Below are 9,833 nucleotides of genomic sequence, written 5' to 3' on the forward strand. Positions count from 1 at the left end.
AGAGCCTCACGAACGTCTCCGCCCTGGCCGCCGACAGGGAACAGGCCGCCGGATACGCAGCCGGCCTTGGCAGGGACGCAGTGACCATCGCCCTCTTTGTGCCCTCCGACGACGAAGACGTACATGCGCAATTATCCGGGATGAACGTGGTTGGGCAGGTGAGGGTGACCGTGGTGTCCATGTTGTCGTGTCTTGATTGTGGATAGGCGACCGGTAACGTGAAGCGTGCAGAGATACTGAGCTGGTGTCTCTACGACCTGGCAAGTGCCAGTTATCGGGCCATTATAATGACCGTCGTCTATCCGGTCTATTTCGTGGACAAGGTGGTTGGCAATGCCGGTGGCGAGGGGGACCTGTGGTGGGGACGGGTGATTTCGTTGAGCATGGCCATTGTGGCTATGATGGCGCCTGTTATCGGTGCTTTTGCAGACTACGGCGGAGTCAGAAAGCGCTTTCTGGCCATATCTACGCTGGTATCCGTGACGGCCATTGCGGCCCTGTACGTGGTCAAACCGGGGATGGTACTCTATGGCGTTGTCCTGGTGATCATAGCCAATATCGGATACGAAACCGCCATGGTCTTTTACAACGCCTACCTCAGCGACATCGCAGAGACGCACTACCAGGGACGTGTATCGGCATGGGGGTTTGCCCTTGGATACCTGGGGTCGCTGATGTCACTGGGTATAGCCTGGCCGCTTGTCAATGCCCAGGCGTTGGGGACGCTGTGGCTTGCAACGGCTGTGTTTTTCCTGGTCTTTTCGCTACCGGCATTTATCTATCTGCCCGCCGACAAAAAGACCGCCACTGTGGCCGGCTCCATCTCCGGACATCTCGGAACGCTTGCCGACAACTTCAGACAGCTGTGGCAGATGAGTCAACTGAAAAAGTTCATGCTTGCCTACTTCTTCTACGCAGACGGCACAAACACGGTTATTGCATTTTCAAGCATCTACGCCGCCACCACCATAAAAGTACCCACCGCTCAACTCATCTATCTGTTTTTGATAGTCCAGGTTACGGCCATAGTTGGCGCCGTGGTCATGGCCAACCCCATTGACAAGTGGGGTGGCAAAAAGGTCATCGTTATATCCCTGCTGCACTGGAGCTGTATAACCATCAGCGCATACTTTATCACGACACAGACGGCGTTCTTTCTGCTGTGTGCCGCAGCCGGTCTGGGACTTGGCACCATACAGGCTGCCTCGAGGACGTACTTTGCCGGTTTTATTCCCCACGGCAGACAGGCCGAGTTCTTTGGCCTCTACGCCATGATCGGCAAGACTTCGGCCATCTTAGGCCCCCTGCTCTTTGGCGCCCTGTCGGCACACTTCAAAAGCCAACGACCTGCCATCATCTCCATCACCCTGCTCTTTGTCGCCGGACTTGCTTTCATCCTCACGGTGAAAAAACAGAATTCCCTGGTCTAACCCGTCAGCAATTCTCAGTGAGTTCGCAATGTGGCTTTTTACAAGAATTTTGCTGTGGAATATGACATTGTCAAAATAAATACAAATGCGATTGTCCTGATATTTATCCGGATATGGTATAATCTGAATATGGCGTTACCGCAAAGTTAAAGAGTACAAAAATAAAACAAGGAGGAACATCAGACCATGAGAACAAAAGTTATTGTTTTTACGATTGTCCTAACCATAGTTCTGACTCTGCCGCTGTGGGCACAGACGTATTACGTTTCAAGTTCCACGGGGGTGGATTCAAATGACGGACGGACACAAACCACCCCGTTTATGTCCGTAACGAAGGTGAACTCGCTCAACCTGACTGCCGGGGATCAGGTGCTGTTCAAGTGCGGTGATACTTGGCGCGTTGAGACCCTGATCGTGACAAAGTCCGGCACGGAGACAAACCCCATTACGTACTCCTCATATCCGCAGGGGTGCGAGGATAAGCCAATTCTCTCAGGCTCCAGACCAATCAGCGGATGGGAGCCTTATAGCGGCAATATCTATGTCGCCGACCTGACCAAAGGCAATAACACCGGAATGTTTACAAGGGGGATCAACCAGCTCTTCAAAAATGGCAAGCGTCTGAGACTGGGTCGCTGGCCAAACACAGGCGAGGCCGACAACGGCTATTCCACCATCGATGGCGCCCCCAATTTAAAGACGATTGTCGATAACGAGCTTCCCAATGCGGATTGGACAAATGCGGTTGTCCACATTAAGGGGATGCGGTGGTATATAATCAATCGTGAAGTAACCGGTTCGTCGGGGACTACGTTGTCTCTGGCCGTTGACACGGAGTGCTGGTATGGATGTACAGGGTGGGGGTACTTTATCAATAACCACATGGCGACACTGGACCAGGACGGCGAATGGTATTATGACAGCGCATCCAACAAGGTATATCTCTACTCTGCCACCGGCAGCCCTGCCGACGCAGCGATGGAAGGCTCTGTTGTTGTTGAGGGTGACGCTAAGTTTATGGGTGCAATAATCCTGGGACTTCACCTGAAGACTCATATCACGGATGTGGTCATAGAAAACCTGGTGATAAAGAACTGGTTTGCCAACGGAATCACGACACCACAAAACCTTGAAACGGATGACAACAACCGCATCGTCATCCGGAATAACCTCATCAAGGACGTTGATTCAATTGGCCTGAATCTCTCCACATGGGTATGGAACGCCTCAAATGGCGCAAGCGGCTGGAGGGGCGGACACAACCAGACCATCACGGGTAATGTCATAGATGGTGCCAATCATTACGGGATAACCAGCTATGCCTATGGCACCGTCTTTGAAGATAACGAAATCAGAGACATCGGGCTGGTTGAAAACGCCGGCAGGTCTGGAATCGGTTGCGGCTACGACGGCGGCGAAGGGGCTTGTTCCGAATGTGGCAATGGCATGAGGTTCAGGGTCGATAACGTCGCCTACTCAAGCCACAGCAATACCATCAGGTATAATCGGGTATTACGGTCAGGATATTCGGGTATCATGGAGTTTGGCTCAAACGAACTGATTGAAAACAACTATGTCAAGGAGGCGTGTTTTTCAAAGGGCGACTGTGGCGGGATACATGTCTATGGCAGAAACAGTCTGTCGTCTACGCCGGCTCACGATGTGACCATACGCAACAACATCGTTGTTGACACCATTGGAAATACGGATGGCGTAATAACAGGCTACAGACCCCTTTTTGGTATGGGCATCTATATCTATAATTATGCCAAAGACGTAGAGGTAACCGGCAATACGATCATCAATTCCTCGGTAGATGGCATATTGTATGGAGCCTCATCAACGGGACTTGTGAACAACAACACGATGTATGATAACTCCTCGGGTTCGATGGATACCAGGGGGCAGGCGGGTTTCTATTATGAGGGAGGAACAAACATAAAGGAATTCAAGGATAATATATTGTACGGGCTGAGGGGAGGAGCCAGGACCCTGGTAGTGTCTGATAAGAACGTCATAACGGCTTCAGACAGAAACTACTATTTTCATCCCTTCCTGCCGAAAAGCATATTTTCAGAGGAGGTATATTCGTCAGCGAAATATATGAATCTCCAGGATTGGAGGGCATATAGCGGTCAGGATGCAAATTCCAGGGAGAACTGGTTTACGTTGGCCGCAACAGACAAGGCATTATCCGTGATACACTACAACCCCACCAGGGAGGCCAAGACCATAGACCTTGCAGGCAAGGGGTACTTCGATATAGACCAGGGGTTGCTCAAGGGCAACATAACTCTCAAGCCTTTTGAGTCAAAGATACTGATCGATTGTCAGTGTACCGTATCCGCAACAACACCGCGGTACGATTTTGACGGCGATGGCAAGGCTGACGTGTTGTGGCGCAACAAGGCAACCGGAGACACGGCCATATGGCTGATGCGTGGCACGGAGATAATCGGCGGAGGTATTGTTGCCAGTGGGATTGCCGCCGGATGGATCATCAGGGCAGTTGGCGACTTTAATGCTGATGGCAAAAGTGACGTTCTCTGGCAGGATACCGTCACGGGTGATGTTGCAATCTGGCTCATGGAAGGAGGGTCGATTAAGACCGGGGGATACGTTCTGAGGGCAATGCCGGTTCAATGGGAGCTTGTGTCATCGGGGGACTTTAATGGCGACAAAAAGCTCGACGTTCTCTGGAGAAACACGAGCAGCGGCGACATATATCTCTGGCTCATGGATGGCACAACGATAGCCGGTGGTGGCCACATTGTCCGGGGGATGAGTTCGGATTGGGCGATCAAGGCCGTAGCCGATCTGGACGGAGACGGCAAGAGCGACATAGTCTGGCAACAGACCACAAGCGGAGATGTTGCAGGGTGGTTGATGTCCGGAGTGGGGATATCCGGTGGCAACTATATTGCGAAGGGAATTCCGGGCAACTGGCAGATAAATACGGCGGAGGATTTTGACGGCAATGGCAAGGCCGACGTTCTCTGGCAAGACACCACCACGGGCGATGTTGCCATGTGGCTGATGGATGGCCTGAGCATCAGCGGAGGGGGTTATGTAGCACGCGGGGTTGGCGGTAACTGGAAACTCCGTGTGGTTGCCGACTACAGCGGCGATGGCAAGGCCGACGTCCTCTGGCAGGAAACCACCACGGGCGATGTTGCCGTTTGGCTGATGGATGGCACAAAGACAACCGCTGCCGGTTATGCCGCACGTGGCCTCGGCAGTCAGTGGGAGGTCAGGTAGAGCCAGGAAACACATAAGCAGAAGAGCATAAGTAGCTATAACGTAATTCACCCAATTAAAGAAAGAAAGGGGCGGCTCGCCCCTCGCTGACCCCTTGACCCCATAAGGCTGGTGATGTTATACATGTTTATGCTCCCTTACTTATACGCGCAGTCCTCCTGGGTGCAGCCATCAGTATAAACGGACTCATACATCTACGTGCAATAAAACTGACAAGAGATAATACCTTACTAATCAACACAAGAAACCTCCTCTTGATTTATCGCGAAATTACTGTAATTTATCGTGAATTTAAAATGCAATTAAAATGTTCGTTACGCTATCCCCAAACAGCGCCTTACTCGTAGTTTATTGCCTCTTATCTACATTTTAGAATAATTTTATACTTAGTTTATAAAGAAAGTCAAGAGAAAAAATTTATATTGTCACAGCAAAATACCTGCCCTGCCCTATTTGGACAACGACAACCACACGAGGTAGCCCTGCACAACCGGAAGTGACAGCAGACACTGAAGCCTTATCGGTCAAAAGCCACTACAAGGGAACTTATAAGCCCTGAAGGACTACCTGCGATTGAACTTATTATTGAACTTATTTATGTGTGGTTACCGCTCGGCCGGAAACACCCTTGCCAGCCACAGCAACCAGCCATCGGCCAGGTGGTCGGTTACCAACGATGACAGGACGTCGTTGGCCTTGACGTTTAACTCCTTGATTTCAGCGCTCATTGGTGACAACAGTTCCACGACCCTGCCGGAACTGGCAAGGAGTCTGGCAAAGGGGTCGCCTCCCTTTACGTAATCGAGGTTCCTGATGAAGTCCACGTACATGAGTTCACCGCATGAGACCTGGTCACGCAGGTCGCAGCCCATTTCCCAGAGGTTATCCCCCAGGGGTCTTGCCCACACGCCTTCCTTGTAATAGATGTGAGGGTTTTCCGTGCCACGTAACGGCACTATGTATTCCCTGAACTCGTTGATGTAGGACTGGCGCAACACCCAACCCTTTTGGTCAAATATCTTGTTGGCGATATTGATCATAAAGTCCGGGGTAAAGGGCTTTTCAACGTACTCAAACGCACCGAGCCTGATACACGCCCGGGCATCCTCAATGGTTGGATAGCCGGTTATCATTACAACATCGGTCTTTGGGTTGATGATCTTTGCTTCTTTGAGGACGCCTATGCCGTTTATATCGGGCAACCTTATGTCCGAGATCAGGAGGTCGTACTGGTCTCTGCCGAGTTGATTAAGCGCCTCTTCCCCCTTGTTGGCCGTGACTATGTCAAATCCCTCGGCACCAAGGATGCGCTTGCAGCTCATCGTTATGACGGAGTCGTCATCAAGTATCAGGATAGAACCTTTTCCCATTATCTTACCTCCATGGCTTGTATATGTTTATCACTTGTCAATGTTTGTCTTTTTGGGTTTGTCTTTTTGTGCTTGTCTTTTTGTGCTTGTCTTTTTGTGCTTGTCTTTTTGTGCTTGTCTTTTGATAGTTGCCGTACTTTGCGGGCGGTTGTCTCTTTTAGTCATAAAATAATGTGCTAACGCTTGAATCGGCAACGGCAAGCAGTTGTTCCGGCAAAAAAGGTTTTTTCAGGAAAATGGCCGCACCTAACTCCACAGACTTAAGCCTGGTATCATCCGTCCCATAGCCCGTCATGACAACGACCTTAAGGTGTGGCCACTTCTCCCGTAAGACACTGATCAGCTCAAAACCGTCCATCTCAGGCATCATCAGGTCGGTGATCACGAGGTCATAGTGTCCGTTCTCTATAGAGGCCAGCGCCATTAGTCCCGATGATGCCAGTACCACATCATAGCCTTCGGTCTCAAGGACGCGCTTGCAGCTTATCCGTACTATTTCCTCGTCATCAATGACCAGCACCCTCTTTTTACCCATTGTGGTTGCCTCTGTCATTGTACCATCGAGAGTTTTTTCAAGTCTACAGCCACCATCGCTGATATTAGTGCTCCGTAGTTGCTGCTTTTCAGATCGATGGCGGCCACGTTTCGGTTATCGAGATGTACCATGGTTGTCACAATGCAATATCGTCAATATAGCTTGCTACTTCTTTTCGGTAATCTTAACGGAAAAGTCATAGACCCTCTTAACAGACTCCAGTACGCCGCCAAGGTAAGATTTTGTTTCCTCAGATAACTCGATGCCTCTTCTCTGCAGCTCTTTGAGGAATATTTCGGCGTCTTTTTGTTCCCAGACTCCCTTTGTCTTTTTAATGAACTCCACCGTATGTTCGGATATCTCTAACAGTGTGTTTCTAACGTTTTCCGTGGTAGCGGAGGCGTTGTAGAGCTTTTTCATGGCTTCAAGCATAGAGCCAATATAACGCTGTACGTCCTCAGACACATCCACTCCCTTTTTTTGCACACCGGATAAGAAATCCAACCAGGCCGAGTGATCCCATGCTCCCTTCTGACGCTCGACAAAACTGCCGGCAATTCGTACCAGCTCATCAAACAGTTCACTTACCCTTGCTGCCATACATTGCCCTCCACATTAAGATTTTTTTATAATCGTACTTACAAAGTACACGATATTTATTATACACCAGCAAGGATATTTTTTAAAAGCAACCCGCCTCTCATAATAATCCTGCTACTTGTAAAAACGATGCGAAATTGATTAATATAATATATGGTTGACTATATCCCTTTTGAAGATTGCCTTTATATAAAGTAACAATGGGAAACGCTATGAAGCTCTTGGCAAGGTGGCCTACTAGGCCCATATGATCAGCCGAGAATCCCTCAGTGCATACATCAAATCCAGAAAAAAGCCGGTGTCCTTCAGGGTCATGTCCAAGGAGTTTTGCACTACAAAGAAGGAGTCCAATTCGCTAAAAAAGATGCTCCGGCAGATGGTCAGAGATGGTGACATAGCCATTACCCCCGGCGGACTGTATGACAAGAAACACGAGAGCGCCATTGCCACGGGATACTTCGAGGCCAACAGGGAGGGCTATGGCTTTGTGGTACTGGAAACACCCGGAGAGCGTGACGTCTTCATCCCGCAGCGAAAGACAATGGGAGCAATGGATGCCGACAGGGTGATTGCCGTGATTGAGAATCCGGTCAGGAGAGATGGCCGGATCGTCAAGATATTGCAACGTGCCCATGCAAACGTTGTTGGCAGGCTGATATGCACCAACGGAAGGTATTACGTACAGCCCAAGAAGCGCTCCATCCCATTTACGATAGACATCCCGAAGCTCAAGAAGGACAAGGCCAAGGAGGGGGATACGGTCATTGTCGAGATCAAGCAGTACGACTCCGACGATGCCCCTGCCGTGGGAAAGATATTGAAGGTGCTTGAGGTAGCCGACGCACCCGTTTCCGAAATAGACTCTATCGTGGAAGAGTTTGGCTTGCCCAAGAGGTTTTCTACGACGGTTTCGGAGGAGGCCAGGCAACTGCCTCATCACATCACGCCGGATATCATTGCACAGAGGCACGACCTGCGAGCCCTCAACACGGTGACCATCGACGGCGAAAAGGCAAAGGACTTTGACGACGCCATATCGATTGTCAAGACCCCTGAGGGTTACAGGCTCTACGTCCACATTGCCGACGTGTCGCACTTTGTCCCCTGGGAGTCCAACATAGACGTGGAGGCCAGGCAGCGCGGCACAAGCGTGTATCTCCCCGACAGGGTGATCCCGATGTTGCCCAAGCGGCTGTCTGAGGAGTTGTGCAGTCTCAGACCCAACAGGGACAGGTTGGCATTTACGGTTGAGATGGCTTTTACCGACGAGGGGCAGCGCACAGGCGTTTCATGTTACACCTCCGTCATCAACAGCAACGAGCGGATGACATACACGGACGTCTCACGGATGCTCAACGATGGCGATAAGGCGCTCAGGCAGCGTTATAGCTATCTCCTGGGTGACTTTGAGCTTATGGAGGGACTCTGTGCGGCCCTGCGGCAGCGCAGGATGAAGCGCGGAAGTCTGGACTTCGACCTGCCCGAACCGGAGGTCATCATTGACATCTTGGGCAACCTTGAGGGGATCGTGAGTGTCAGACGCAATCCCGCCCATATGCTCATTGAGGAGTTTATGATAGCGGCAAACGAGGCCGTGGCCAAGCGTATAGCCGATGCCGGTGTCCCGTCACTCTACAGGATACACGAGGAGCCTGACCAGCGAAAGATGATTGATATCATCAAGGTAGCCCGGCATCTGATCAATGTGGGCAGGCAGCGGTTGAGTCCGCGTGACATGCCACGGTTGATCGACAAAGCTCGTGGCGGGCCATATGAGGAGCTTATAAACTACCTCGTACTGAGGAGTCTCAAGCAGGCGCGGTATTCGGTGACGAACGTGGGACACTTTGGGTTGGCATCGGAGTGTTACACGCACTTTACGTCGCCCATCCGGCGGTATCCCGACCTTGTGGTGCACAGGGTCTTGCGGGACGTCCTGGCCAACAAACGCCTCTCTGACAAAAAGCTGAAGGCATTTGAGGCCGCCCTTGGCGACATAGCGTTTCATTCGTCGGCCAGGGAGCGGATTGCCGATGACGTTGAGCGCGAAACGCTAAAGGCCCTTCGTGCGTGGCTGATGAAGGGGATGGTGGGCAAAACCCTTGAGGGCAGCATCGTAGGCATCAATGCCGGTGGATTGAAGGTGAGGCTCAAGGATTACTTTGTTGACGGCTTCCTGGACATCTCGGCGATGGTTGGCGATAGTTACGTCTATGACGAGGCTGATCTGTCGATAAAGGGCATCCGGACAAAGAAGCGCTTCTTCATCGGCGACAAGCTATCCGTGCGGATCAGCGGCGTAGACATGCAAGAACGTGAAGTCTTTTTCGCCATGTAACGGAAGAACAGAAGAAAGACAGAGAAAAGGGGCGGCTCCGCTTCTTGTCGCTCCAGGACGCTCCTGGCCCCCTTCAGAACCCCCTGCAAGGGGACCAGTCCCCTTTACCGCCACCTATCCTGTGACACTGCGGGTGTATGGCAAGAGACCTCCCTGGAGGATGACCTTTGCCTCACGCTCGTTGAGGTTCGCCGCACATGTAAATGAGTACTTGCCTGCCCAGGTACACATTGGCATCCTTGGTACCGGAACGACCCTCGAAGTTCCGATTAAAACTCCGCACTGATACGTGAGCACTGCCC

Annotated in this window: 9 protein-coding genes; 4 read left to right on the plus strand and 5 right to left on the minus strand. The window is 51.2% G+C overall.

Annotated features, from left to right (window positions below; all coding sequences use genetic code 11):
- The 3 genes from HWQ67_RS07585 to HWQ67_RS07595 all read left to right on the plus strand — a co-directional run.
- The coding region (locus HWQ67_RS07585) for a hypothetical protein (protein WP_218252080.1) at positions 1 to 206 on the plus strand (206 nt) is incomplete at its 5' end.
- A 12-nt stretch (positions 207 to 218) separates the two neighbouring features.
- A complete protein-coding gene (locus HWQ67_RS07590) occupies positions 219 to 1,430 on the plus strand; it encodes an MFS transporter (protein ID WP_218252081.1) in 1,212 nt (403 codons plus the stop codon).
- 186 nt (positions 1,431 to 1,616) lie between these two features.
- Positions 1,617 to 4,688 (plus strand): FG-GAP-like repeat-containing protein, encoded by a 3,072-nt coding sequence (locus tag HWQ67_RS07595; RefSeq protein ID WP_218252082.1) that lies wholly within the window; start codon positions 1,617 to 1,619, stop codon positions 4,686 to 4,688.
- Positions 4,689 to 5,293: 605 nt separating this feature from the next.
- Here HWQ67_RS07595 and HWQ67_RS07600 read toward each other — a convergent pair.
- The 4 genes from HWQ67_RS07600 to HWQ67_RS07610 form a co-directional block, all read right to left on the minus strand.
- Complete coding sequence (locus HWQ67_RS07600; protein ID WP_218252083.1) at positions 5,294 to 6,058, minus strand: response regulator; 765 nt, start codon at positions 6,056 to 6,058, stop codon at positions 5,294 to 5,296.
- 157 nt (positions 6,059 to 6,215) lie between these two features.
- Entirely contained in the window at positions 6,216 to 6,611 is a 396-nt protein-coding gene (locus HWQ67_RS07605; RefSeq protein ID WP_218252084.1) for a response regulator, read from the minus strand.
- Positions 6,608 to 6,733 (minus strand): hypothetical protein, encoded by a 126-nt coding sequence (locus HWQ67_RS19880; protein ID WP_255317167.1) that lies wholly within the window; start codon positions 6,731 to 6,733, stop codon positions 6,608 to 6,610. Before HWQ67_RS19880 ends, HWQ67_RS07605 begins: the two co-directional genes overlap by 4 nt.
- Positions 6,734 to 6,758: 25 nt before the next feature.
- On the minus strand, positions 6,759 to 7,193 hold the full coding sequence (locus HWQ67_RS07610) for a hypothetical protein (protein WP_218252085.1): 435 nt from the start codon (positions 7,191 to 7,193) through the stop codon (positions 6,759 to 6,761).
- A gap of 247 nt (positions 7,194 to 7,440) precedes the next feature.
- On the opposite strand from HWQ67_RS07610, the gene rnr reads away from it, so the two are divergent.
- Positions 7,441 to 9,531, plus strand: coding sequence for a ribonuclease R (gene rnr, locus HWQ67_RS07615; protein WP_218252086.1), 2,091 nt, complete (start codon positions 7,441 to 7,443; stop codon positions 9,529 to 9,531).
- 114 nt (positions 9,532 to 9,645) lie between these two features.
- Here the strand turns inward: rnr and HWQ67_RS07620 are convergent.
- Positions 9,646 to 9,833: hypothetical protein (locus tag HWQ67_RS07620; protein WP_218252087.1), on the minus strand; the 188-nt coding region annotated here is incomplete at its 5' end.

The sequence above is a fragment of the Candidatus Magnetobacterium casense genome (assembly GCF_019173545.1).
Lineage (GTDB): Bacteria > Nitrospirota > Thermodesulfovibrionia > Thermodesulfovibrionales > Magnetobacteriaceae > Magnetobacterium > Magnetobacterium cryptolimnobacter.